We start from the raw sequence: 21,411 nt of genomic DNA on the forward strand, positions 1-21,411 counted from the left end.
GCGATGAAGCTCACCCTGAACCAGAAGGCGGCGTTCCTTTCGGGCATCATCCTGGTGATCGGCCTCCTCGCGTGGGAGGCCGCCATCCCGGCGCAGAAGACGCTGGAGGAGATGACCGAATACGAACGCCTGACCGGGGGCGGCGCCCAGAAAGCGGGCGTGCCGCCGCCCAGCCAGGTCATCGCCAAGGCCTGGGAGCAGCTTTCGAACCCGTTCTACGACGCCGGCCCCAACGACAAGGGGATCGGCATCCAGATCGGCTATTCGATCTACCGGGTGCTGACGGGCTATGCCCTGGCCGCGCTCGTGGCGCTTCCGCTGGGGTTCCTGATCGGAATGTCGCCAGTGGCCTACCGGGCGCTCAACCCGTTCATACAGGTCCTGCGTCCGATCTCGCCGCTGGCGTGGATGCCGCTGGCGCTCTTCATCATCCAGGACAGCGAGGCGTCGGCGATCTTCGTGATCTTCATCTGCTCGATCTGGCCGATGCTGATCAACACCGCCTTCGGGGTGGCGGGCGTCCGGCAGGACTGGGTCAACGTCGCCCGCACGCATGAGCTGGGGCACCTGAAGACCGCTTTCACCGTGATCCTGCCCGCCGCCGCGCCGACCATTATCACGGGCATGCGGATTTCCATCGGGATCGCCTGGCTGGTGATCGTCGCGGCCGAGATGCTCGTTGGGGGCACCGGGATCGGCTACTACGTCTGGAACGAGTGGAACAACCTCGACCTCACCTCGGTCATCTTCTCGATCCTCATGATCGGTGTCGTGGGCATGCTGCTGGATTCAGCCTTCGGCATGCTCCAGCGCGCCGTGGCCTACGTGGAATAGGAGAGGGAACATGAGCCAATCCTTCCTCAGCGTCGAAAACCTCACCCAGAAATTCCCGGACGGGAAGGGTGGCGAGGTCACCGTCTTCGAGGACGCCACCTTCGGCGTCGAGAAGGGGGAATTCGTCTGCATCCTCGGCCATTCCGGTTGCGGCAAGTCGACCATCATGAACATCCTCGCGGGCCTCGCGGAACCGACGTCGGGCGTGGTCAAGATGGACGGGTTCGAGGTTTCGGGCCCCAGCCTCGACCGGGGCGTGGTGTTCCAGAACTACTCGCTCCTGCCGTGGCTGACCGCGCTCAAGAACGTCATGTTCGGCGTGAGCGCCCGCAACCCCGGCTGGACCAAGGCGCAGGTGGTCGAACATTCGACCAAGTACCTTGCCATGGTCGGCCTCGAGGGTGACACGATCCACCGCAAGCCCTCCCAGCTTTCGGGCGGCATGCGCCAGCGGGTCTCGATCGCGCGGGCCTTCGCCAACCATCCGAAACTGCTGCTGCTGGACGAACCCTTCGGCGCGCTCGACGCGCTGACCCGGGGGACGATCCAGGACGAACTTTTGAAGATCTGGAGCGGCACTCAGCAGACGGTCTTCATGATCACCCATGACATCGACGAGGCAATCCTGCTCGCCGACCGGATCCTGCTGATGACCAACGGCCCGCTCGCCCGCGTCGCGGAATCGGTCGAGATCACCATCCCCCGCCCCCGCAACCGGACCGAGATCGTCGAGCATCCGAACTACTACGCGATCCGCAACCACCTGGTGCAGTTCCTCGGCCGCCGCTCGAAGGAGCTTTCGGGCCAGCCGTCGAACGGCCGCGCGCAGGGCCCGGAAACGGTTCGCATCGACCTCACCGAAACCGCGCCCGAGGGCGGCGGCACGGATGAAAACCCGCGGCTTCGAGCCGTGACAAACTAAGGACCAAGACCATGAAAGACAGCTACGAGGTGCCCAGCATGATGACGAAGGAGGACGTCACCGCGATGATCCTGTCGGCCAAGAAGCAGGCCGGGATGACGTGGGAGGAGATCGCGGAGAAGATCGGCATGTCGCCTGTCTGGACCCATTCGGCCTGCATGGGGATGAACGCCATGCCGCCCGAAAAGGCCGAGGCGCTGGTCAAGGTCATGGCCCTGCCGCAGGAGGCTGCCTCCGTCCTGGCCGAGAGCCCGACCAAGATCTGGGAGCAGGCCGTTCCGACCGACCCCTGCATCTATCGTCTCTACGAGATCGTCGGCGTCTACGGGCCCACGATCAAGGCGCTGATCCACGAGAAATTCGGTGACGGCATCATGTCGGCGATCGACTTCGACATGCAGATCACCCGGGTCCCGAACCCCAAGGGCGACCGCGTGAAGATCGAGATGTCGGGCAAGTACCTCGGCTACAACTCCTGGTAAGACCTGTGCCGGGGCGGTCCATACCGCCCCGGCCCATCAAGGACGCTGCCATGTCGCGCCCGCCGCTTCCCCCCTTCACCGCCGAAACCGCCACGCAGAAGGTCCGCATGGCCGAGGACGCGTGGAACACCCGCGATCCCGACCGCGTGGTGCTGGCCTATACCGCGGACAGCCGCTGGCGGAACCGGGCGGAGTTTCCCGTGGGCCGCGACGCCATCCGCGCCTTTCTGACCCGCAAATGGGAGAGGGAACGGGACTACCGCCTGATCAAGACACTCTGGGCCTTCGGCGGGAACCGGATCGCGGTCCGCTTTGCCTACGAATGGCACGACGGCGCCGGTCAATGGTTCCGGTCCTACGGCAACGAGAACTGGCTGTTCGACGCCGCGGGGCTGATGGCGGAACGCCATGCCTCGATCAACGACCTGCCGATTGCCGAGGGAGAGAGGCTGTTTCACTGGCCCGCCGGGCCGCGCCCGGCCGATGTCGCGCCGCCGCCGGGGCTCTTCTGATCAGTCGAAGGGCGGCCAGCTTTGCTGGCGGTCGGTGTCTCCGTCCGGGGTTACGGTGAGCCGTCCGCCCGACACCTCCCAGTCGACGTAGTAGTCGCCGATCACGCGCAGGACCGGATCGGCCGCGCCGGTCGAGGGATCGAAGGCCGTCACCCCCTGCGAATGCGCGCCAACGTGGCAGACGGCAAAGAGGATCGGGCGTCCGGGCGCGTCCGCCTCCTGCATGATGAAGATGCCATCGGCGTCGCAGTTGTCCTCGGCCCCCTCGCAGAAGCCGCAGCTCAGCGGCTGCATCGGACCGCCGCTCAGGCCCAGCCGGTAGTCGCCCCAGCTGCCCTCGACCTGCCAGCTCATCTGCGTGCCGGGGATCGGGACCGGTTGCCCGGTCACCGGCTCTCCCCGCATCGAGGCGTCTTCGACCAGTTCGTAACTGCTGCATCGGGGCCGGGCATAGGTGTCCACGAACCGCAGCGCGTCCAGCCGCTGGTAGGCCAGTTCGACCCGGCACGAGGCGCCGTTGACATAGGCGGGCGTGTTGCCGGGCGCGTCCGTGACCAGCGCACATTCCGTGTCGCGGTAAGACTCCCACGCGGCTTGCGCCGCCTGCAACGCCTGCCGGTGGCGCGGATCGCAGAACCGCGCCGCGACCATGTCGGCAAGGATCTCGATGTCGGTGTCGATCTCGTCGCTGCGGGCCAGCAGGCACTCTCCGATGGCCGCGCCGCCGATCCGGTTCTCGGGCCGGGCCGCACAGGCGTCGATGTCGCTGGCAAGGCTGTCCTGTGCGACGGTGGGGACGGCCCAGAGGACGGTGGCAAGGGCCATCGGGCCGAGGGCCCGTCCAGTTCCGAAAATCTGCCGCACGCCTGTCATCTTTCCTGCCGATGCCGTCGCGCCAGTAACCGGTGCGACGTGGTAAAAGGCAAGCGATTTCAAGGGGCGGGGATCACCAATGCGGCGGCTTCTCGTCCCCCAAATGCACGCCGCCGCCGCCGGCATCCTCGCGCTCGGCCTCGCGCTGCATCAGCATTTCGACCCGGCGGGTCAGGCGGTCGATCTCGTCCTGCTGTCGCGCCACGACCCCGGAAAGGTCGTCGACGACCCGTTCAAGATGGGCAAGCTTTTCCTCGATGTCCTGCATGGCGGCCTCCGGCGCGGTTGCATGACCCCGGATATGAGGGCTGGCGCCCCGAATGGCAATCGCTGCGCCCGCTTGCCTGCCCGCGGGGCATGGGCTAGACCCCGCCGCGACACCCAGACCCGGGAAAGACGATGGCCAAAGACAAGAAATCCCCGCGCCCCAAGGCAGAAACGCCCAAGGGGTTCCGTGACTATTTCGGCGCCGAGGTGACCGAGCGCGCCGAGATGCTGTCGAAGATCGCCGGGGTCTACCATCGTTACGGCTTCGAGGCGCTGGAAAGCTCGGCCGTCGAGACGGTCGAGGCATTGGGCAAGTTCCTGCCCGACGTGGACCGCCCGAACGAGGGCGTGTTCGCCTGGCAGGAGTCGGATGACGACGGCAAAGGCGACTGGCTGGCGCTGCGCTATGACCTGACGGCGCCGCTGGCCCGGGTCTATGCCCAGCACCGCAACGACCTGCCGACACCCTACCGGCGCTATGCCATGGGGCCGGTCTGGCGGAACGAGAAGCCGGGGCCGGGGCGGTTCCGGCAGTTCTATCAGTGCGACGCGGATACGGTCGGCACGGCCAGCGTGGCAGCCGATGCCGAGATCTGCGCCATGCTGTCGGACACGCTGGAAGAGGTCGGTATCCCGCGCGGGGATTACCTGATCCGGGTGAACAACCGGAAGGTCCTGAACGGTGTGCTGGAGGCCATGGGCGTCGCGCACGACGGGCAGGCCGCGGACGTGCTGCGGACCATCGACAAGTTCGACAAGGTTGGTGAGGCGGGTGTTCGCGAACTGCTCGGCAAGGGGCGGCTCGATGCCTCGGGCGCCTACATCGACGGCGTGGGCCTGAGCGAGGCGCAGGCCGAGCCGGTGATTGCCTTCCTGACCTCCAAGGCTTCGGATGCCGCGGGCACGCTGGCGAACCTGCGTGGCGCGATCGGCGGCTCGGCCGTCGGCGCCGAGGGCGTCGACGAGCTGGAGCAGATCGCGGCGCTGCTGGATGCACAGGGCTATGACAGCGGACGGATCGAGCTCGACCCGTCGGTGGTGCGCGGCCTCGGCTACTACACCGGCCCGGTGTTCGAGGCGGAGCTGACTTTCGAAATCCTCGACGAGAAGGGCCGAAAGCGGCAGTTCGGCTCGGTCTCAGGCGGCGGGCGCTACGACGACCTCGTGAAGCGTTTCACCGGGCAGGCGGTTCCGGCGACCGGCATCTCCATCGGTGTCGACCGCCTGCTGGCCGCGCTGCGTGAGAAGGGCCGGATCGGCGGCACGGTCGCGGGGCCGGTCGTGGTGACCGTGATGGATCGCGACCGGATGTCCGATTACATGACGATGGTGTCGGAAATCCGGAATGCCGGGATCCGGGCCGAGATCTACCTCGGCAACCCCAAGAACTTCGGCAACCAGCTCAAGTACGCGGACAAGCGCAACTCTCCCGCCGCGGTGATCGAGGGCGGGGACGAGAAGGCGCGCGGCGTGGTGCAGATCAAGGACCTGATCCTTGGCGCCAAGATCGCCGAGAACGCGACGCTGGAGGAGTGGAAGGAACGCCCCTCGCAGTTCGAGGTCCCGCGCGGCGAGATGGTCGCGAAGCTGAAAGAGATCCTGGCGGGGCAGGGGTGATGTCCGCGCCCTCGCAAGACACCGCCGCGCGTGCCGCGGACCTGACGCAGGCCGCGCGGCTGCGCGCGCTCTTCGAGGCCGAGGGCGCCGTCGCGGTCGAAACCGGCGTCCTGCAGCCCGCCGCCACATTGCTCGACCTCTACGGTGAGGACATCCGCGCCCGCGCCTACGTGACCTCTGACGCGCTGCGCGGCGAACAGATGCTGCGGCCCGACTTCACCGTGCCGGTGGTCCAGATGCACATGTCGGGCGGCGCCGAGCCTGCGCGCTACTGCTACGCCGGCGAGGTCTTCCGCCGTCAGGAAGAGGACCCGGACCGCCCGAACGAATACATCCAGGCGGGCTTCGAGATCTTCGACGGCGCCAACCCGCCGGATGCGGATGCCGAGATTTTCGCGCTCTTCCAGCGTATCCTCGCGCCGTTGTCGCTGCGGGCCGCTACGGGCGATATTGGCATTCTGACTGCCGCCGTCGCGGGCCTGTCGATCGCCGAGAAACGCAAGCGCGCCCTGATGCGCCACATCTGGCGGCCGCGCCGGTTCCGCGCCATGCTGGACCGCTTCGCCTCGTCCGAGCCGCTGCCGCAGGCCCGCGCCGCGCTACTGGCGGCCGCGGACCCCTTTGCCGGTGCCGGGGCCGAGATCGGCTTGCGCCGCCGGGCCGAGATTCTGGAGCGCCTCGACAGCCTGCGCCAGGAAGCCGCCGACGATCCGATCCCCGCGGGCATCGTCGAGACCATCGACGCGATCCTCGCCGTGCGGGAGAAGATGCCCTTCGCGCTCGAGAACCTGCGCGACATCGCCGTCGACCTGCCGTGGATCACGCCCGCGATCGACCGGCTGGCGGCGCGGGGCGATGCCCTGGCCGCGCGGGGCGTCGATGTCGATGCGCTGGACTTCGAGGCGAGCTATGGCCGCACCCACATGGAATACTACGACGGCTTCGTCTTCGGCTTCTACGCCGAGGCGCGGCCCGACCTGCCGCCGGTTGCGACCGGCGGGCGCTACGACGCGCTGACCCGGCAGCTGGGACGCGGGCGCGAGATCCCGGCAGTCGGCGGAGTGATCCGCCCGGGCCTGATCCGCGAGCTTGGGGGGCTGGCATGACCGTGAAGCTGGGCGTGCCCTCGAAGGGCCGGTTGATGGAAAAGACGTTCGACTGGTTCGGCCAGCGCGGCGTGACACTGGGCCGGGCCGGATCGGAACGCGAATACGCGGGCCGGGTCGACGGCGTCGAGGGCGTGGAACTGGTGCTGCTCTCGGCCGGTGAGATCCCGCGCGAGATGGCGGCGGGCCGCATCCACCTGGGCGTCACCGGCACCGACCTCGTGCGCGAGAAGCTGGCGAACTGGGACATGCAGGTTGCGGTGCTGGCCGAGCTGGGGTTCGGCCAGGCCGACCTGATCATCGCGGTGCCGGATTTCTGGGTCGACGTGGAAACGCTCGACGATCTCGATGCCGCCGCCGCCGCCTTCCGCCGTCACCACGGGTTCCGGATGCGGATCGCGACCAAGTACCACCGGCTGGTCCGTGACGCGTTGCGGGATTTCGGCGTGGCGGACTACCAGCTGGTCGACAGCCAGGGCGCGACCGAGGGCACCGTCAAGAACGAGACGGCCGAGGCGGTGGCCGACATCACCTCGACCGGAGAGACGCTGCGCGCGAACCACCTGCGGCCGCTGGCCGACGGGCCGATCCTGAAGAGCCAGGCAACGCTCTTCCGCGCGCGCAACGCGCCGATGGAGAACGGCGAGCGCGAAGTGTTGGCGGCGCTGCTGGACCGGTTGGGACTCGACTGAGGCGCGGCGACCGGGGGCTCTGCCCCCGGACCCCGGAGTATTTCCGGCAAGATGAAGCGGGATTCACTCCGCCGGCAGGTGGGCGACGTAGTGGGCGAGGGCGGAAAGCTCGGCCTCGTCCAAGTCCTGCACCACTTCGACCATGGCGGCGCGGTCGCCGAAGCGGCGTTCGGCCTTGTAGTCGCCGAGCGCCTTCAGCAGGTAGTCCTCGCGCTGGTTGCGGATCGAAGGCATCTGCTTGCCGCCGCGCAGGTCGGCGCCGTGGCACTGGGTGCAGTGGTGGGCGGCGGCCAGCGCCGCGCCGCGTTCCATCATCTCGGGATCGCCCGGCGCCTCGGGCGGGACGGGATCGGGCAGCGCGGCCACCCAGTCGGCGGCGGCGCGCAGATCGTTGTTGCTCATCTCCTCGGTGATCGGGACCATGATCTCGGAAGGGCGGCGGCCGTCGCGGAAGCCGACGAGCGAGACGAGCGCGTAGTAGGCATCGAGCCCGCCGAGCGACGGGGTGTCCGGGGTTTCGGACTGGCCGGCTTCGCCATGGCAAGCGATGCACTGGTCCTTGAGTTCGGCAAAGCCGTCCTGCGCCGGGGCGGTGCCGGGCAGCGCCAGCACCACGGCGGCCAACGTCATCCTGGTGGTCATCGCGGATCCTTTCGATGCGACGGGGCCCCGAAGGGCCCCGCGCCATGTCTCATTCGCCATAGCTGATGCGGTAGACCGCGCCGTTCCAGTCGTCGGTCACCAGCATCGAGCCGTCGGCCATCACCGCGACGTCCACCGGGCGGCCGACGTATTCGTTATCCTGGATGAAGCCGGTCAGGAACGGTTCCATGCTCTCGACATTGCCGTCGGCGTCGAGGTGCACGACCATGACGTCGCCGCCGATCTTCTCGGTCCGGTTCCACGGCCCGTGCCGGGCGAGGAAGATCGCGCCCCGGTACTCTTCGGGGAACATCTCTCCGGTGTAGAAACGCATGCCCAGGGGGGCGGTGTGCGGCCCGAGCAGCGCGATCGGATCGGTGAAGTCGTCGCAGGAATAGCCCCAGCCGAATTCCGGGTCGGTGAAGGTCCCGTTGTGGCAGTAGGGAAAGCCGAAGTGCTGTTCGCCCGGCGCGGTCAGCCGGTTCAGCTCATCCTCGGGCAGGTCCTCGGACACCCAGTCGCGCTGGTTGTCGGTGAAGTAGAGCTCGGCGGTGTCAGGGTGGAAGTCGAAGCCCACCGTGTTCCGCATCCCGCGCAGGATCGGCTCGGCGTTGGAGCCGTCCTTGTCGAGCTTGCGGACCTCGCCGAAGCCCTCGTCGAGCATGCAGATGTTGCAGGGCGCCGAGTTCGACACGTAGAGCTTGTCGTCCGGTCCGAGCGCCAGGAAGCGCCAGCCATGCGGGCGCGGTTCGCCGAGGTCGGTATAGATCACCTCGAGGTCCGGCGGGCTGTCGAGGCTGCCGTCCACGCCGGTGGCCTTCACGATCTGGTGGTGTTCGGCGATGTAGAGATCGGCGCCGTCGAGCACGATGCCGTTCGGCCAGTCGAGCCCCTGGTAGAGCATCTGCGGCGTGCCGCCCTGCGGGATCACCCAGACATTGTTGCCCTGCCAGTTCGACACGTAGACGTTGCCGCTGTCGGCGACGCGCACGGTGCGGGCATCGGGGACCTCGGCGGCAAAGACCTCGACCTTGAAGCCCTCGGGCACCGTCAGCATGGACAGCGGCAGCTCTTCGGCGGTCGGTGGCAGCGGGGGCGGGGTCTGGATCGCCAGTGCCTGGGCGCCGGCGGTTTCGGGCCGACCCTCGAGCGGGCCCTCGGCGGGCGGCGGGTTGTCCACCGCGGCGGGCGGGGTCGGATCGGCCTGGGCGAAAGCCGCCCCGGCCAGCATCGTGCCGCCCAGAAGGGCCGCGGCCAGCGTGGGGCCAAGGCCCCTTGCCCGCGCGAAGGCGGGTGTCGTGTGGTGTTGCATGTTCTCCTCCCATCGGTCACCGGCAACTCGGGTGACCTAGGGGAAGTATCCGAGAAAAATGATCGGCCAGCAAGGCCGACCTATTCGGCGCCGTATCGCCCGAGGACCGAGAGCGGCACCACCTCGAGCGCACGGGCATGGGTGGCGGCCAGGTTCACGCGGGGTGCGCAGCCCTCGTCATGGGCCTGCAGGAAGCGGTCGGCGCAGAGGCACCAGCGGTCGCCTGGCCTGAGGCCCGCGAACTGGAGTTCCGGTCGCGGGGTCGAGAGGTCGTTGCCGACGTATTTCGAGAAGGCGAGGAACTCGGCCGTCATCACGGCGCAGACGGTGTGACTGCCCAGGTCCTCGCGGCAGGTGTTGCAATGGCCGTCCCGGAAGAAGCCGGTCATCGGCGCGGTGCCGCAGGCCTCGAGCGGGCCGCCCAGCACGTTCGTGCTATCGTCCATCTCGATTGCCATGGTGCGTCAGTCCCCCGTGTCGGCCACGTAACAAACTCGATGTCGGCGGCCTGGTGGCCGCCGACATCGAGAATCGCATCGCCGCGCGCTCAGTAGTCGGTCGGGATGCCGCGCAGCGCCTGGTCGAGCGCCGCGTAGGCCCAGGTGTCGCGCCCGCCGCGGGCCTCGATCTCGCGCAATTGTACCAGTGCGCCGGTCAGGTCGCCCTGCGCGATCAGGCCCTGGCCCATGTAGGACCGCGCAAGAATGTAATCAGGGTCCTGCGCCAGGGCGCGATTGTAGAACTGCATCGCCAGCGTCAGGTCGCCCTGCTTGCGGTGCACGAATCCGCGGTAGTTCAGGATGCGCGGGTCATCTTGGTTCTCGGCGCTGTCGAGGACCATCATCGCGCTGTCGTAGCGGCCCGAATAGGCCAGCTCGCGCGCGGCGACGTAGCGGATGTCGTCGTTCAGGATCGAGGCGGACGACTTGATGCAAGTCTTTGTCTTTTCGTCATAAACCATCCCGTCTTCGCAGGTGGTCGAGGTTTCGGTCGGCTTCGGTTCCGAACCCCCGCCGCCGGCGGCGAAGGCGGGAAGGGCAAGCGAAGCCGCCAGAAGCGAGGCGGGCAGAAGCGTGACAGAGCGCATTTTATGTCCTTTCGGCACGACGGAAATGACCCAAGGGTAACACGATTGAATGACAGACGGAGTCACGCCGGTGTGACGAAAAAGTTGCACGGCAAATTTTCGCGAGACGGCGAACAATACCTCTTGAAGTGAATCGCGAATGGCCCGATATGCCGCCTCAAGACGCCAACGCACGCGCCTCTGTCGAAAGGGCAGCCTCTGGGTAACCCGGGTCCTCCGGGGAACTAGGCGAAACCTCTAGGGTTATGTAGCGACGGTAACGTCTCCCGTAAACTGAGCGGCCTTCGGGCCGTCCCTAAGCGGCCGTCAGGCCGGGTCTATTGGAGATGACCATGAACGCTTACGTAGCCGATTTCTCGGCCCGCGCAGATATTGCACGCTCGCATCGCATCGAATCCTTCATCCGTGCCAACACCTTCGACCGTCCGACCCTCGTCCTGGACGTGGATCGCGTCGAAGAGCAGTACCACGCGCTGAAGGCCGGCCTCGGCCACGCCCGCATCCACTATGCCGTGAAAGCCAACCCGCAGCGCGAGATCATCGAGCGCCTGGTCGACATCGGATCGGGCTTCGACGCCGCCTCGCGCGCCGAGATCGAGCTCTGCCTGTCCCTTGGTGCCCGTCCGGACCACATCTCGTTCGGCAACACCGTGAAAAAGCCGCGCGACATCGAGTTCGCGTTCCACGCCGGTGTGACCCTCTTCGCGGCAGATGCCGACGAAGAGCTGGAAAAGATTGCCGAATTCGCCCCCGGCGCCGAGGTCTACATCCGCCTGATCGTGGATGCGTCGGAAGCTGACTGGCCGCTGTCGCGCAAGTTTGGCGTGGCCCGCGAAGGTGCCGTGCGCCTGCTGGACATGGCGCGCGACCTTGGCCTCAAGCCGGTCGGCCTGTCGTTCCACGTCGGCTCGCAAACCAAGCGCGCCGAGATGTGGATCGCCACGCTCGACCAGATCGCAGCCGTCTGGCATGCCGCGAAGGACGCCGGCCACGACCTGACCCTGCTGAACATCGGCGGTGGATTCCCGGCCTACTACGGCGAGGAAATCCAGGGCCCGACCCCCTATGCCCGCCGCGTGATGGAGCTGGTGACCGAGCGGTTCGGCGACGTCCCGCACGTGATGGCGGAACCCGGTCGCGGCCTGGTCGCCGAAGCCGGCATGATCGCGGCCGAGGTGCTGCTGGTGTCCAAGAAGTCGGACGCCGACCTGCACCGCTGGGTGTACCTGGACATCGGCAAGTTCTCGGGCCTGGCAGAGACCATGGACGAGGCGATCCGTTACCAGTTCACCACCGACCGCGACCACGAAGCCATGGGCCCCTGCATCCTCGCGGGTCCGTCCTGCGACAGCGCGGACGTGCTCTACGAAAAACGCCCGGTGGAGCTGCCGGTGGGTCTGAAGTCGGGCGACCGCTTCCTGATCCGCAACTGCGGCGCCTACACCTCGACCTACGCCTCGGTCGGTTTCAACGGCTTCCCGCCGTTGGACATCGTCGTCATCTGACCTAGGCACGTCGGGCGCAAGTCCATGTACGGAAACGAGCAGTGTGCGGGGCATCAAGCCGCGCACCGCGCCCGTGCCGGGGTGACGAGACTTCTACTCAACGATCTGAAGGCGTCGGGGCGCGGAGGGGAGGGGACCCTCCGCGCCCCTTCAACGTGTCTGCAGGGTGTGTCCGGTGGTCAGGCTGCGAGCGGCTTGCGCATCAGGATGAACCGGCGGGTCGGCGTGTCCCAGCCCAGCGGGTCGAAGGCCGCGCTGTCGGCCTCGGCATAGCCTGCCCTGTCATAGAGCCGCCGCGCGCCGGTGTTGGTGTCGGCGACGATCAGGCACACCCCGGGGGCGCCCGCATCGCGGGCCTGCGCCTCGGCCAGTGCCAGCATCCGGGTGCCGAGGCCCTGGCCTCGGGCCTCGGGCGTGGTGGCGATGTCGTCGATGTACCAGTGGCCGGGCAGGGAATCGCGCAGCGGGACGATACCGCGGTAGAGCGCGGGCAGCGTGTCGAGGGGCACCGGCGTGTCCGGCACCCGGTAGCTGTGCAACTGGCCGCGGATCGATCCCGTCTCGCCCGCGACGACAACCTCGCCGGCGCGGATTGCCTTTGCCATCAGCGCCGCGCCGTGACCCCAGGGATCGTCGGGCGCGACGCCTTGCCAGATGTGCAGCGTCAGGCCGAGCCCGGCGATGTTCTTCAGCCGCGCCGCCTCGGGCGCGTCGGCCGGGACGGCACGGCGGAAGGGGGCCGGAAGCGTCACCTCAGCCGCCGATCTTGTCCTGGGTCCGGGTCTCGAAATCGCCGGCATCGTGACGCACGTGCAGCTGGCCCGACGGCTCGCCCGAGATCTTGTTCACCATCCGGCCGCGCTGCACGGCGGGCCGCTTGGCGATCTGGTCGGCCCAGCGAAGGACGTTGGTATAGGTCCCGGCATCGAGGAACGCGGCGGCCTCGTAGACCACGTTCTTCACCAACGCGCCGTACCAGGGCCAGGTGGCCATGTCGGCGATCGAATAGTCGGCGCCGCCAAGGTACTCGGCCTCTCCCAGCCGCCGGTCGAGCACGTCGAGCTGGCGTTTCACCTCCATGGTGAAGCGGTCGATCGGGTACTGCCAGCGTTCGGGCGCGTACTTGTAGAAATGTCCGAAGCCGCCACCTAGGTAGGGGGCGGAGCCTTGCAGCCAAAAGAGCCAGTTCAGCGCCTCGGTCCGGGCCGCGCCCTTGGGCAGGAAGGCGTCGAACTTGTCCGACAGGTGCAGCAGGATCGACCCGCTTTCGAACACGCGCACCGGTTCGGGGCCGGACCGGTCGAGCAGGGCGGGGATCTTGGAGTTCGGGTTCACCGACACGAAGCCGGAACCGAACTGGTCGCCGTCGCCGATCTTGATCAGCCAGGCGTCGTACTCGGCGTCGGAATGGCCCGCGGCAAGGAGCTCTTCGAACATCACCGTGACCTTCACCCCGTTGGGCGTCGCCAGCGAATAGAGCTGGAACGGGTGCTTTCCGACCGGCAGCTCCTTGTCGTGGGTCGGTCCGGCGATCGGGCGGTTGATGCTGGCGAACTGCCCGCCGCTCTCGCGGTCCCAGGTCCAGACCTCGGGCGGGGTGTAGCTGTCGTTCGGCATGGGCTCTCCTGTTCGGGTTTGCGGCACCTGCGGCCGTCTTGGCGCGACTAGACACCCTGTGGCCCCCGGCCTCAACCCGCAGGAACGCGCAACCGGATGTGCGGCCCGCGCGGGCATCGAGAGGGATTGTGCAAGACCTGTTGTCACCGGCGGGCGCGCGGGCCATCCTGCGACGATGACGCAAGCGCCCAAAGATGCAGATGCCCGCCGCGCCGTGCCGCCGGTGATCTGTTACCCGACCGAGACCCTGCCGCAACCCGACCTGGCGCTCTATGCCCGTGCCCGCGCCGGTGCCCGCAAGGTGGCCGAGGTCATCGCCGCACCACGCGACGCCGCCGGGTTCCACGTGCCGGCCGGGCATTTTTTCCGCATCACGAACATCGAGGGGCCGCAGGTCGGTGACCTGAACCTCTGGCACGCTGCGAACCACGACGAACGGTTCTATTCAGGCAAGAGCCGGGCCCTGCACGGCACGCACCTAAGCGTCGGCGACCGGATGTGGTCATGCTTTCCCTACCTCAGGCCGATGGCGACGCTGACCGAAGACACGCTTGGCTGGTACGGGCAGGACGACTTCGGCGGGCGGGTGCACGACGTGATCGGCACGCGCTGCGACCCGCACACGCATCACCTGCTGTCGGGGCAGGACTACCACCATTGCTGCCATTCCAACCTGACGCGCGCCTACGCGGCCGAGGCGGGCGTGCCCGTGGCCGAGGCCGCGCGGATGGTGCACGACGTGCTCAACGTCTTCATGTGCACCGGCTTCACCCGCGACACCGGGCAGTACTTCATGAAGGCCTCACCCGTGCGGCCGGGCGACTATCTCGAGTTCTTTGCCGAGATCGACCTCTTCGGCGCGCTGTCGGCCTGTCCGGGCGGGGATTGTTCGTCAGAGCACTCCTCGGACGCGGCGGCGTGTCACCCGCTGTTAATCGAGGTTTTCGCGCCGGAGGGCGGAGCGCTCGCGGGGTGGGAAAGCCCGGGCGTGAACGGATATTCCGGAACGCACGGGATGTGAGGGAGCGGTGCGTGACGAGCACGCACCCTACCTTCGGGGATGCTGTAGGGTGCGTGCTTGTCACGCACCATCCGCCCCGCTCAACAGTACCGCTCGACCGCCATCATCTGGGTGTCCGCGTACCGGTCGCCATGCGCGAATCCGGCGGGCAGGAGGCGTGCGATCTCAGCCCGGTTGCCGGCCGTTAGCTGGATCGTCGCCGCGTCCAGCCATTCGTTCAGATGCGCCGCAGTCCGGGTGCCCGGGATCGGGATCAGGTGATCACCCCGGTCCAGCACCCAGGCCAGCGCCATGGCCGCCGTCGTCGTGCCCTTGGAATGTGCGAAGTCACGGAAACCGTCGATGGCGGCGACGTTGTAGTCGTAGTTCGGCGGCTGGAACCGCGGATTGGCCCGGCGGAAATCGCGGTCCGACATCTGCGCGGGATCGACGGAGCGTTCGCCGAACATGCCCCGTCCAAGCGGCGAGAAAGGGACGAAGGCCACCCCAAGCTCGGCACATAGGTCGATCAGCCCCAGTTCGGGCTGACGGGACCAGAGCGAATATTCGTTCTGCACCGCGCGGCAGGGATGCACCGCATGGGCCCGGCGCAGGGTCGAGGGGGCGATCTCGGACAAGCCGTAGCCGTCGATCAGGCCTTCCTCGATGAAACCCACGAGGGTTTCGACCACATCCTCGACCTCGATCGAATGGTCGCGCCGGTGGATGTAGTAAAGCTCGACCTTGTCGCGATTCAGCCGCTTGAGGCTCTTCTCAAGCTCCTCGCGCAGGTGGCCGGCGGTGTTGTCGATCCGGCGCGGCGGGCCCGGGATGATGCCGCCCTTGGTGGCGATGGTGACCTGTGGCGCGTTCTCGGCCAGGTAGGTGCCGAGGATGCTTTCGCTCAGCCCCATGCCGTACATGTTCGAAGTGTCCCAGAAGTCGATCCCCGCCGCCAGCGCCGCGTCGAGGGTGGCAAGCGACGTCGCTTCGTCCGTGGGGCCGAAGAACCCGGCAAAGGACATCGCGCCGAACCCCACGGCGCCCACCATCGGGCCGCCGGTGCCCAGCTGTCGTTTCGGAAAGGTCATGCGAAGGCGGCCTCCAGCGCGATTTCCACCATGTCGCCAAAGCTCTTCTCGCGGTCCTCGGACGGCAGCGCCTCGTGGGTCAGAAGGTGGTCGGACACGGTCAGCACCGCCAGCGCCCGGCGACCGTGACGGGCGGCGAGGGTGTAGAGCTCGGCCGCCTCCATCTCGACGGCCAGCACGCCGTGACGGGTCATCTGTTCGTTGAGGTCTGGGCGCTCGTCGTAGAAGACGTCGGCCGAGTAGATGTTGCCCGCGTGGGTCGGCACGCCGCGTGCCTGGGCCACCTTCCAGGCCTCGTGAAGAAGGCCGAAATCGGCGGTCGGGGCAAAGTTCAGTTCCTTGAAAATGCCGAGCGACGGGGTCGAGATCGTGGTGGCCGACATCGCGAGGATCACGTCGCGGACCTTCACGTCTTCCTGCATCGCGCCGCAGGAGCCGATGCGGATCAGGGTCTTGGCGCCATAGTCGCGGATCAGCTCGTTCACATAGATCGAGAGCGAGGGCATGCCCATGCCGGTGCCATGGATGGTGACGCGGTTGCCCTTCCAAGTGCCGGTGAAGCCCAGCATCCCGCGCACCTGGTTCACGCAGGTCACGTCGGACAGGAAGGTCTCTGCCGCCCATTTCGCGCGGTAGGGATCGCCGGGCAGCAGGACGGTTTCGGCGATCTGGCCGGGCTCGGCCCCGATGTGGATGGACATGGTTCGGCTCCTCGTGGGTCGTTGGCGGGACTATCCCCGGCGGGGACGATGAATGCAATGCGGCGGTGGGGCTTGCGAGGTGGAACCCCACCCAGCCATCGATCCGGCCCTTCACCCCCGGCCGATGTAGGGCATCGTCGTCGCCATGATCGTCATGAACTGCACGTTCGCCTCGGGCGGCAGCTCGGCCATCTGCAGCACGGCGCGAGCGGCGTGAGCGACATCCATGGTGGCGGGTTCCTGTCCCGGCGGCGCGGCCTTCACGGCCTCCTCCAGCAGGGGCGTGCGGGCATTGCCGATGTCGATCTGGCCGCAGGCGATGCCGAAGTCCCGGCCGTCGAGCGACAGCGTGCGCGTCAGCCCGGTCACCGCGTGTTTCGTCGTGGTGTAGGCGACCGAGCGTTCCCGCGGGACGTGCGCCGAGATCGAGCCGTTGTTGACGATGCGCCCGCCCTGCGGGTCCTGCCGCCGCATCCGGCCAAAGGCCGCGCGGGCGCAGAGGAACATACCGGTCACGTTGAGGTCGACGACAGCGCGGAAATCGTCGGGCGACATCTCGTCGATCAGGGCCGCCTTGCCGAAGCTGCCGGCATTGTTGAAGAGCACGTCGATGCGGCCGGCCCAGTCGTTGAAGGCGTCGAAGGCCGAGTTCACGGCGGCCTCGTCGGTGACGTCGGCAGCCAGGCAGAGCGCGTTCGGGTGGCCCGCCGCGATCTCTTCAAGCAGCTCGGCGCGCCGGGCCAGCAGGCCGACGCGCCAGCCCTGGTCCAGGAACAGCCGCGCGCAGGCGGCGCCGATGCCGGAGGAGGCCCCGGTGATCAGGATCGACTTGGTCATTCTTCCTCCCGCATCAGTTCCAGCGGAGCGACCGGCGCGGCCTTGAGGTCATCGATCTGCAGCGGTCCAGACGGCTTGGACAGCCGGTTGCGCACCACCCAGAACAGCCGCTGTTCCGCCCGGGTGATCGCGACATAGGCCAGCCGCTTCCAGAGCGGCTGCCCCGCCTCGTTCCGGCCGGTCCGGGCGGCGGCGTAGAGGTCCGGGGCAAAGACCTGCACGTTTTCCCACTGCGAGCCCTGCGCCTTGTGGATCGTGACGGCCGCGCCGTGCAGGAAGGCCGCGCCCATGCGGGCGGCATAGGGGATGAAGGGCTCTTCCTCGTCCGGTTTCTCGATCTTCACGATCGAGGCGGCAGAGACCTGCGGGTTCTCGGCCCCCATCACGTGCAAGCGCGAGAAGCCGGGTTTCGACCCGGGCCCGAGGTAGATCACCTGCGCCCCCTTGATCAGCCCGCGCGCCTCGAGGTCCAGCCGCCGCTTGCGGTGCTTGAGCGGCAGCTCGATCCCGTCGCAGATCAACGGCTCGCCCGGCAGGAGCGCATCCTCGGGCGCACCGTTCACCGCGCGGAAGGCCTGGATCAGGCGGATCCGCGTGGCGTTGCGCCAGACGAGGACCGGAGACCGCGCCATCAGGTCGACTTCGACCCGCTGGCCCCAGACGACGCGATCGTCCTGCGCCGCCTTCTCCTCGACCAGGCGTTCGAAATTGTAGAAATCCATCTGCGGATCGGCCAGCGCGTGGGCCAGGTCCAGGATCGGGTTGTCGGCGTCCTGCCGGTGGATGCGGCTCAGCGACATGACCGCCGGCTCCGGCAGGTCGTCGAACACCATCTTGCCCGACTGGTTCACCGGGGCGAGCTGTGCCGGGTCGCCGAAGAGCAGCAGGGTTGGAAAGATGTCCTTGAGGTCGTTGAACTGCTTTTCGTCCAGCATCGACGCCTCGTCGACCAGCCCGAGGTCGAGAGGGTCGTCGCGCCGTTTCCAGCCGGTGATGAAATCCGATCCCCGCAGGCCCGCCGCGGCCAGTGCACCGGGTACGGAGCTGTTGAGCTGGTAGAAGGCGTAGGCGCGGTCCAGCGCCTCTTCGGGCAGGTCCGCGATCTCGGGGCGGTCGCCCTCGCCGGCCAGCCATTCGGCGATCTTCTCGTATTCCGGGTCGTAGACCGGGGTATATATGATCCGGTGGATCGTGGTCGCGGGCACGCCGCGCAGCCGCAGGACCGACGCGGCCTTGTTGGTCGGCGCGAGGATCGCCAGCGTCCGCTTGCCGTCGGTCTTCTTCGGCTCGTAGTCGCCGGAGACGATGCTGACCCCGGCCTCGCGCGCGGCCCGCACGACCTCGGCCAGGAGAAGCGTCTTGCCCGACCCGGCCTTGCCGGTCACCGCCATCACCCGCTGCTTGTCACCGCCCGGCGGACGCGTGGTGCCGTTGTCCAGGTCGATGCCGGCCTGGCGCAGCATCTCGGCGATGCGGTCATGGGCCTCGGCCTGGTCGTGGCTGAGCGTCAGGGCGGGCAGGGGGGCGGGCGCGGTCATGCCCGCACCCTATCCCCGCGGGCGGAGGGGCGCCAGCGGATCAGATCACGATCTGGCCCTTTGCGACCGCCTTGGCGACCGCGTGGTGCAGGTTGCGCGCCCCCAGCTTGGCGCGGGCCGAGGCGAGGTGGTCGCGCAGCGTGTGTTCCGAGATCTCGAGCCGCCGTGCCGCGTTCTGCCGATCAACCCCGCTGGCGATCAGCTGCATCGCATCCGCCTCGCGCGGGCTGAGGTCGGTCAGGGCGATGGGCTGGCGGTCGAGGATCCGGCGCGCGCAGCCGTGGATCGCGTGGCCCAGCAGGTGCAGCTGGTCCGAATTCGCGGCCGAGAACCGGGCCCATTCCTCGTCCGAGCAGCCATGGTTGGCGGTGAGTATGGCAAATTCGCCGTTCGGCCCGTGGATCGGCAGCGACAGGCCCTGGCCCGACAGCCCGTGGGCCTGTGCCTCGGCCAGAAAGTTGCGGAGCTGCCGGCGCGACCAGTCGAGCCGTTTCCAGTCGACGGGATCGAAGCTGTTGGCGCAGGCCAGGACCACCGGGTCGATCCGCTGGTAGCCGCAGGTGTCATAGCGCACCGCCCAGTCGGCCGGGTAGGTGCCGCAGGCGATCTGCCCGTCGGGCGCGTTGACCCAGTGATAGACCATGTGGTCCGTCCGGTAGGTCCGTCGTCCCCTTTCGATCAGCCATTGCAATCCGGCGAAATCATCTACTTTCGCCAGTACGCTCCGCAATGCGTTGGCCGATGTCGTCCGCGCGTGGAACATGCCCCCCCAATCGCTCCCCAGCGTATGGCGCGGATCGTTCCGCGACCAAGATCGCATTGCCGAGTGAAGCGTTCAGGTCGTCAAGCCGGTGCCGCTGCGCGTACCGCTTGAGGTCGGCCAGCACGTCGACGATCCAATCGTGCCCCATACCAATGCCCCTTCAGAATTGCGTACTAAAGGTTAACAGGCGGTTAACCTTCTCCCGTGAAGGCCAGAATCATTAGAAAATCGTTCGAAAGCAATTCCCCGATTCCGGGGAGGCTGCATTTCGCCAAGGGACTGAAAATACTGGAATAGAAAAAGGATGCCCCCCGCATTCATTTCGGCTGAACGCGGAGGGCTTGATTAGCGCTACGTATCTTAACGTTACTTGCCGGCCTCGACCACGTCCTCGAGCGTGCGCAAGCCGGGGCGCGGCGACTGGACCAGGACGGCCATGTTGCCGGGCTTGTGCTCGTTGCGCAGCATCTTCATGTGAGCCGCCGGGATTTCGTCCCATGGGAAGAGCTCGGACATGCAGGGATCAAGCCGGCGTTCCACCATCAGGCGGTTGGCGCTGGCGGCCTGCTTGAGGTTGGCAAAGTGCGACCCCTGCAGGCGCTTCTGGTGCATCCACATGTAGCGCACGTCGAACGTCGTGTTGAAGCCCGAGGTCCCGGCGCAGATCACCACGATCCCGCCTTTCTTGACCACCAGCGTCGACACCGGGAACGTTGCCTCGCCCGGGTGTTCGAACACCATGTCGACGTTCACGCCCTTGCCGGTGATGTCCCAGATCGCCTTGCCGAACTTGCGCGCTTCCTTGAGCCACTCGTTGTACTCCGGCGAATTCACCGTGGGGAGCTGGCCCCAGCAATTGAATTCCTTGCGGTTGATCACGCCCTTTGCGCCCTGGTCCAGCACGAACTGACGCTTGCTCTCGTCGGAAATAACGCCGATCGCATTCGCGCCCGCGGTGTTTGCCAGCTGGATCGCGTAGGAGCCGAGGCCGCCGGACGCGCCCCAGACAAGGACATTCTGGCCGGGCTTCAGCTCATGCGGGTGATGGCCGAACAGCATCCGGTAGGCGGTGGCCAGCGTCAGCGTGTAGCAGGCGCTTTCTTCCCAGGTCAGGTGCTTGGGGCGCGGCATCAGCTGCTGCGCCTGAACGCGGGTGAACTGGGCAAACGAGCCGTCGCCGGTCTCGTAGCCCCAGATCCGCTGACTGGGCGAGAACATCGGGTCGCCGCCGTTGCATTCCTCGTCGTCGCCGTCGTCCTGGTTGCAGTGGATCACGACCTCGTCGCCCACCTTCCAGTTCTTCACCTTGTCGCCGACCGCCCAGACGATGCCCGAGGCGTCGGACCCTGCGATGTGATAGTCCTGCCCGTGCACGTCGAACGGGCTGATCGGCTGGCCAAGGCCGGCCCAGACGCCGTTGTAGTTCACGCCGGCCGCCATCACGAGGACGAGGACCTCGTGGCTGTCGACCTGCCAGGTGTCGACCACCTCGACCTGGAACGAGGTGTCCGGCTCACCGTGACGCTCGCGCCGGATCGCCCAGGCGTACATCTGCTTCGGCACATGGCCGAGCGGGGGCATTTCGCCCACTTCGTAAAGGTCTTTCTTCGGGGCGTCGTAGGTTGCGATGCCCGCTTCCTTGTCGAGAGCCATGGGTGCCTCCTGCATGTGTCTTGCCGCGATGCAGAATCGCGAAGTCTGCGCCACCGAATATCGGTGGGTGCGCAACTTTGCAATGCCCGAGGGGTAACGTTTTGTAATTTTATGACCCGCTCGATGCAGAAGGTCGCTCACCCGGCCGACTGTCGCTGCCCGGGAAACGCCCCTCTGGCTCAACTATGCTTGGCGCTTGGCCTTCGATCCACGATTCTCTGGCCCCGACGTGACGCAGCGGCAGAAATTTCGGGTGTCATGCGGGCAGCATGCTATGGTTCCGGGCAGGGACGCCGCGTTGCGGCGAATTGACATCGCCAGTTTCTGTCCGATATCTACACCCGGACGAAAGAAAATTAC

General features: G+C 67.3%; 23 protein-coding genes. 9 read left to right on the forward strand and 14 right to left on the reverse strand.

The genetic code is table 11. The features are described 5' to 3' along the window. Positions 1-3: 3 nt before the first annotated feature. The 4 genes from ntrB to ACE2AC_RS18905 are packed head-to-tail and all read left to right on the forward strand — an operon-like array spanning position 4 to position 2,750. Positions 4-834 (forward strand): nitrate ABC transporter permease, encoded by an 831-nt coding sequence (gene ntrB, locus ACE2AC_RS18890; protein ID WP_375689196.1) that lies wholly within the window; start codon positions 4-6, stop codon positions 832-834. Between the two features lie 10 nt (positions 835-844). Beyond that, positions 845-1,756 carry an ABC transporter ATP-binding protein gene (locus ACE2AC_RS18895; protein WP_375689198.1) on the forward strand — a complete coding sequence of 304 codons (912 nt, stop codon included), beginning with the start codon at positions 845-847 and terminating at the stop codon, positions 1,754-1,756. An 11-nt stretch (positions 1,757-1,767) separates the two neighbouring features. Continuing rightward, positions 1,768-2,238 (forward strand): cyanase, encoded by a 471-nt coding sequence (cynS, locus tag ACE2AC_RS18900; protein ID WP_375689200.1) that lies wholly within the window; start codon positions 1,768-1,770, stop codon positions 2,236-2,238. A 50-nt stretch (positions 2,239-2,288) separates the two neighbouring features. After that, positions 2,289-2,750 (forward strand): DUF1348 family protein, encoded by a 462-nt coding sequence (locus tag ACE2AC_RS18905; RefSeq protein ID WP_375689202.1) that lies wholly within the window; start codon positions 2,289-2,291, stop codon positions 2,748-2,750. Here ACE2AC_RS18905 and ACE2AC_RS18910 read toward each other — a convergent pair whose 3' ends face one another. Both ACE2AC_RS18910 and ACE2AC_RS18915 read right to left on the reverse strand, forming a co-directional pair. Then, complete coding sequence (locus ACE2AC_RS18910) at positions 2,751-3,575, reverse strand: lysozyme inhibitor LprI family protein (RefSeq protein ID WP_375689204.1); 825 nt, start codon at positions 3,573-3,575, stop codon at positions 2,751-2,753. Between the two features lie 121 nt (positions 3,576-3,696). Further along, positions 3,697-3,891 (reverse strand): SlyX family protein, encoded by a 195-nt coding sequence (locus ACE2AC_RS18915; protein ID WP_375689206.1) that lies wholly within the window; start codon positions 3,889-3,891, stop codon positions 3,697-3,699. Positions 3,892-4,022: 131 nt separating this feature from the next. Here ACE2AC_RS18915 and hisS point away from each other — a divergent pair, with 131 nt between their 5' ends. From hisS to hisG, 3 genes are read left to right on the forward strand one after another with little or no spacing between them, the layout of a single operon-like run. After that, positions 4,023-5,507 (forward strand): histidine--tRNA ligase, encoded by a 1,485-nt coding sequence (hisS, locus tag ACE2AC_RS18920; RefSeq protein WP_375689208.1) that lies wholly within the window; start codon positions 4,023-4,025, stop codon positions 5,505-5,507. Next, positions 5,507-6,613 carry an ATP phosphoribosyltransferase regulatory subunit gene (locus tag ACE2AC_RS18925; protein ID WP_375689210.1) on the forward strand — a complete coding sequence of 369 codons (1,107 nt, stop codon included), beginning with the start codon at positions 5,507-5,509 and terminating at the stop codon, positions 6,611-6,613. Before hisS ends, ACE2AC_RS18925 begins: the two co-directional genes overlap by 1 nt. After that, the gene (gene hisG / locus ACE2AC_RS18930) at positions 6,610-7,305 is read left to right on the forward strand and encodes an ATP phosphoribosyltransferase (protein ID WP_375689212.1); all 696 of its coding nucleotides are present in this window, start codon (positions 6,610-6,612) and stop codon (positions 7,303-7,305) included. The genes ACE2AC_RS18925 and hisG overlap by 4 nt, the downstream gene beginning before the upstream one ends. Before the next feature lie 63 nt (positions 7,306-7,368). Here hisG and ACE2AC_RS18935 read toward each other — a convergent pair whose 3' ends face one another. From ACE2AC_RS18935 to ACE2AC_RS18950, 4 genes are all read right to left on the reverse strand, one after another. After that, positions 7,369-7,947, reverse strand: coding sequence for a c-type cytochrome (locus tag ACE2AC_RS18935; protein ID WP_375689214.1), 579 nt, complete (start codon positions 7,945-7,947; stop codon positions 7,369-7,371). A 49-nt stretch (positions 7,948-7,996) separates the two neighbouring features. Further along, positions 7,997-9,259, reverse strand: coding sequence for a PQQ-dependent sugar dehydrogenase (locus ACE2AC_RS18940; RefSeq protein ID WP_375689216.1), 1,263 nt, complete (start codon positions 9,257-9,259; stop codon positions 7,997-7,999). 80 nt (positions 9,260-9,339) lie between these two features. Next, positions 9,340-9,711: a DUF2237 family protein gene (locus tag ACE2AC_RS18945; protein WP_375692137.1), complete on the reverse strand. Its 372-nt coding sequence runs from the start codon at positions 9,709-9,711 to the stop codon at positions 9,340-9,342. A gap of 95 nt (positions 9,712-9,806) precedes the next feature. Continuing rightward, positions 9,807-10,346 carry a tetratricopeptide repeat protein gene (locus ACE2AC_RS18950; protein ID WP_375689218.1) on the reverse strand — a complete coding sequence of 180 codons (540 nt, stop codon included), beginning with the start codon at positions 10,344-10,346 and terminating at the stop codon, positions 9,807-9,809. Positions 10,347-10,678: 332 nt separating this feature from the next. Between ACE2AC_RS18950 and ACE2AC_RS18955 the strand changes: the two genes are divergently transcribed. Beyond that, entirely contained in the window at positions 10,679-11,851 is a 1,173-nt protein-coding gene (locus tag ACE2AC_RS18955) for a type III PLP-dependent enzyme (protein WP_375689220.1), read from the forward strand. 179 nt (positions 11,852-12,030) lie between these two features. Here ACE2AC_RS18955 and ACE2AC_RS18960 read toward each other — a convergent pair whose 3' ends face one another. Together ACE2AC_RS18960 and yghU are read right to left on the reverse strand one after the other, a co-directional pair. Beyond that, positions 12,031-12,603, reverse strand: a complete 573-nt coding sequence (locus ACE2AC_RS18960) for a GNAT family N-acetyltransferase (protein ID WP_375689222.1) — start codon at positions 12,601-12,603, stop codon at positions 12,031-12,033. 1 nt (position 12,604) lies between these two features. Further along, on the reverse strand, positions 12,605-13,468 hold the full coding sequence (yghU, locus tag ACE2AC_RS18965) for a glutathione-dependent disulfide-bond oxidoreductase (protein ID WP_375689224.1): 864 nt from the start codon (positions 13,466-13,468) through the stop codon (positions 12,605-12,607). 175 nt (positions 13,469-13,643) lie between these two features. On the opposite strand from yghU, the gene ACE2AC_RS18970 reads away from it, so the two are divergent. Continuing rightward, positions 13,644-14,489, forward strand: a complete 846-nt coding sequence (locus tag ACE2AC_RS18970; protein WP_375689226.1) for an urea carboxylase-associated family protein — start codon at positions 13,644-13,646, stop codon at positions 14,487-14,489. A gap of 80 nt (positions 14,490-14,569) precedes the next feature. On the opposite strand, the gene ACE2AC_RS18975 is transcribed toward ACE2AC_RS18970, so the two are convergent. The 6 genes from ACE2AC_RS18975 to ccrA form a co-directional block, all read right to left on the reverse strand. Further along, on the reverse strand, positions 14,570-15,559 hold the full coding sequence (locus ACE2AC_RS18975; RefSeq protein WP_375689227.1) for an aldo/keto reductase: 990 nt from the start codon (positions 15,557-15,559) through the stop codon (positions 14,570-14,572). After that, on the reverse strand, positions 15,556-16,260 hold the full coding sequence (gene deoD / locus ACE2AC_RS18980; RefSeq protein ID WP_375689229.1) for a purine-nucleoside phosphorylase: 705 nt from the start codon (positions 16,258-16,260) through the stop codon (positions 15,556-15,558). The genes ACE2AC_RS18975 and deoD overlap by 4 nt, the downstream gene beginning before the upstream one ends. A 111-nt stretch (positions 16,261-16,371) precedes the next feature. Next, positions 16,372-17,097, reverse strand: a complete 726-nt coding sequence (locus ACE2AC_RS18985) for an SDR family oxidoreductase (protein WP_375689231.1) — start codon at positions 17,095-17,097, stop codon at positions 16,372-16,374. Next, entirely contained in the window at positions 17,094-18,635 is a 1,542-nt protein-coding gene (locus tag ACE2AC_RS18990; protein WP_375689233.1) for an ATP-dependent RecD-like DNA helicase, read from the reverse strand. The genes ACE2AC_RS18985 and ACE2AC_RS18990 overlap by 4 nt, the downstream gene beginning before the upstream one ends. A 40-nt stretch (positions 18,636-18,675) precedes the next feature. Then, entirely contained in the window at positions 18,676-19,398 is a 723-nt protein-coding gene (locus tag ACE2AC_RS18995) for an autoinducer binding domain-containing protein (RefSeq protein WP_375689235.1), read from the reverse strand. 366 nt (positions 19,399-19,764) lie between these two features. Then, a complete protein-coding gene (gene ccrA / locus ACE2AC_RS19000) occupies positions 19,765-21,051 on the reverse strand; it encodes a crotonyl-CoA carboxylase/reductase (RefSeq protein ID WP_375689237.1) in 1,287 nt (428 codons plus the stop codon). Between the last annotated feature and the right edge of the window lie 360 nt (positions 21,052-21,411).

Origin of the sequence: Pseudooceanicola sp. LIPI14-2-Ac024, assembly GCF_042188925.1 — a bacterium.
Lineage (GTDB): Bacteria > Pseudomonadota > Alphaproteobacteria > Rhodobacterales > Rhodobacteraceae > Pseudooceanicola.

Excerpts from the sequence above, each read along its gene's own strand:
- hisS (WP_375689208.1), top strand. The coding sequence starts at position 4,023 with ATGGCCAAAGACAAGAAATCCCCGCGCCCCAAGGCAGAAACGCCCAAG.
- ACE2AC_RS18975 (WP_375689227.1), bottom strand. The coding sequence starts at position 15,559 with ATGACCTTTCCGAAACGACAGCTGGGCACCGGCGGCCCGATGGTGGGC.
- ACE2AC_RS18955 (WP_375689220.1), top strand. The coding sequence starts at position 10,679 with ATGAACGCTTACGTAGCCGATTTCTCGGCCCGCGCAGATATTGCACGC.
- cynS (WP_375689200.1), top strand. The coding sequence starts at position 1,768 with ATGAAAGACAGCTACGAGGTGCCCAGCATGATGACGAAGGAGGACGTC.
- ACE2AC_RS18905 (WP_375689202.1), top strand. The coding sequence starts at position 2,289 with ATGTCGCGCCCGCCGCTTCCCCCCTTCACCGCCGAAACCGCCACGCAG.
- yghU (WP_375689224.1), bottom strand. The coding sequence starts at position 13,468 with ATGCCGAACGACAGCTACACCCCGCCCGAGGTCTGGACCTGGGACCGC.
- ACE2AC_RS18935 (WP_375689214.1), bottom strand. The coding sequence starts at position 7,947 with ATGACCACCAGGATGACGTTGGCCGCCGTGGTGCTGGCGCTGCCCGGC.
- ACE2AC_RS18970 (WP_375689226.1), top strand. The coding sequence starts at position 13,644 with ATGACGCAAGCGCCCAAAGATGCAGATGCCCGCCGCGCCGTGCCGCCG.
- ACE2AC_RS18940 (WP_375689216.1), bottom strand. The coding sequence starts at position 9,259 with ATGCAACACCACACGACACCCGCCTTCGCGCGGGCAAGGGGCCTTGGC.
- ACE2AC_RS18950 (WP_375689218.1), bottom strand. The coding sequence starts at position 10,346 with ATGCGCTCTGTCACGCTTCTGCCCGCCTCGCTTCTGGCGGCTTCGCTT.
- ACE2AC_RS18985 (WP_375689231.1), bottom strand. The coding sequence starts at position 17,097 with ATGACCAAGTCGATCCTGATCACCGGGGCCTCCTCCGGCATCGGCGCC.
- hisG (WP_375689212.1), top strand. The coding sequence starts at position 6,610 with ATGACCGTGAAGCTGGGCGTGCCCTCGAAGGGCCGGTTGATGGAAAAG.
- ACE2AC_RS18915 (WP_375689206.1), bottom strand. The coding sequence starts at position 3,891 with ATGCAGGACATCGAGGAAAAGCTTGCCCATCTTGAACGGGTCGTCGAC.
- ACE2AC_RS18895 (WP_375689198.1), top strand. The coding sequence starts at position 845 with ATGAGCCAATCCTTCCTCAGCGTCGAAAACCTCACCCAGAAATTCCCG.
- deoD (WP_375689229.1), bottom strand. The coding sequence starts at position 16,260 with ATGTCCATCCACATCGGGGCCGAGCCCGGCCAGATCGCCGAAACCGTC.
- ACE2AC_RS18925 (WP_375689210.1), top strand. The coding sequence starts at position 5,507 with ATGTCCGCGCCCTCGCAAGACACCGCCGCGCGTGCCGCGGACCTGACG.
- ACE2AC_RS18995 (WP_375689235.1), bottom strand. The coding sequence starts at position 19,398 with ATGTTCCACGCGCGGACGACATCGGCCAACGCATTGCGGAGCGTACTG.
- ccrA (WP_375689237.1), bottom strand. The coding sequence starts at position 21,051 with ATGGCTCTCGACAAGGAAGCGGGCATCGCAACCTACGACGCCCCGAAG.
- ACE2AC_RS18910 (WP_375689204.1), bottom strand. The coding sequence starts at position 3,575 with ATGGCCCTTGCCACCGTCCTCTGGGCCGTCCCCACCGTCGCACAGGAC.
- ntrB (WP_375689196.1), top strand. The coding sequence starts at position 4 with ATGAAGCTCACCCTGAACCAGAAGGCGGCGTTCCTTTCGGGCATCATC.
- ACE2AC_RS18990 (WP_375689233.1), bottom strand. The coding sequence starts at position 18,635 with ATGACCGCGCCCGCCCCCCTGCCCGCCCTGACGCTCAGCCACGACCAG.